The sequence below is a fragment of the Candidatus Obscuribacterales bacterium genome (assembly GCA_036703605.1).
Classification (GTDB): Bacteria; Cyanobacteriota; Cyanobacteriia; order RECH01; family RECH01; genus RECH01.
The window spans coordinates 1-1157 of the sequence record DATNRH010000069.1; the positions used below are offsets into that span (position 1 = coordinate 1).

2 protein-coding genes are annotated in these 1157 nt (G+C 51.2%); one reads left to right on the forward strand and one right to left on the reverse strand.

Going from position 1 to position 1157, the window contains the following annotated elements:
• On the reverse strand, nt 1–908 hold a 908-nt coding region (locus V6D20_01560), incomplete at its 3' end, for a leucine-rich repeat domain-containing protein (GenBank protein ID HEY9814483.1).
• Here V6D20_01560 and V6D20_01565 point away from each other — a divergent pair.
• On the forward strand, nt 895–1157 hold a 263-nt coding region (locus V6D20_01565), incomplete at its 3' end, for a leucine-rich repeat domain-containing protein (protein HEY9814484.1). The genes V6D20_01560 and V6D20_01565 overlap by 14 nt on opposite strands.

Sequence of the window (1157 nt, forward strand, 5' to 3'; positions counted from 1 at the left end):
AGATCGAGCAGTCGCAAGACATCCATGGAGGCTAACGGGGTTAGGTCACCCACGCCATTGTCCTGCACTGATAACTCTGACAGGTAGGGAATATTTTGCAGTGGACTGAGATCCGTAACGAAATTATTGCCCTGAAATGAACGTGTTTCTGTGCCGTTGTGGTAACCGATTAGTGCTGTGTTATTAAGGGAAAGGGTATGAAGCTCTGGCAAGAAAGCAAGGGGGGCAATATCTTGAATAGCGTTGGCATTTAGATTAAGCCATCGCAGGCTGGGTAGGCTCTTCAGCGGTCTCAAATCTTCAATGATATTGGCTTGGAGACTCAGGGTTATGAGCTGGGGCAACCCGGTTAGGTCGGGTAGGGTGGCGATCGCATTGTCATCGGCGGAAATAGACGACAAACTGGCGATCGCCGTGAGGGGGGTTAAGTCAGTAATCTGGTTACCATCCAGCAGCACATAGGTGAGGGGGAGGGACTGCAAGGGCGATAGGTCTTGGATCTGATTATCCCGCAGGGACAGCTCTGTCAATATGGGCAACTGAGCCAGCGGGGTTAGATCTTGAATTTGGTTACCCTCGGCATATAGCGTGTAAAGCTGAGTCATTCGACTTAACGGGGTCAATTCGGCGATCGCATTGTTATCAACCGTCAGCCCGGTTAGCTGGGTTAAGCCCGCTAGGGGTTGTAGATCTTGAATCTGGTTTTCACTCAGAAACAGATCTTCCAACCCGGTCAAGACAGCCAAAGGAGTCAGGCCTTGGATCTGGTTTCCGGACAGGGTAAGCAATTTCAGCTTGGTCATACCCCGCAGCGGAGACAAATCCGAAATAGCGCTATCCCCGACGCTAAGAGTAACTAACTCGTGGAGATTAGTGAGGGGGCTAAGGTCATCGATGGGCAATCCCATCGATGACCTTAGCCCCCTCACCAATCTCCACCAGTTAGTTACTCTCAGTGTCGGGGATAGTGCCATTTCGGATTTGTCTCCGCTGCGGGGGATGACCAAGCTGAAATTGCTTACCCTGTCCGGAAACCAGATCCAAGACCTGACTCCTTTGGCTGCCTTGACCGGGTTGGAAAATCTGTTTCTGAGTGAAAACCAGATTCAAGATCTACAACCCCTAGCGGGCTTAACCCAGCTAACCGGGCTGACGTT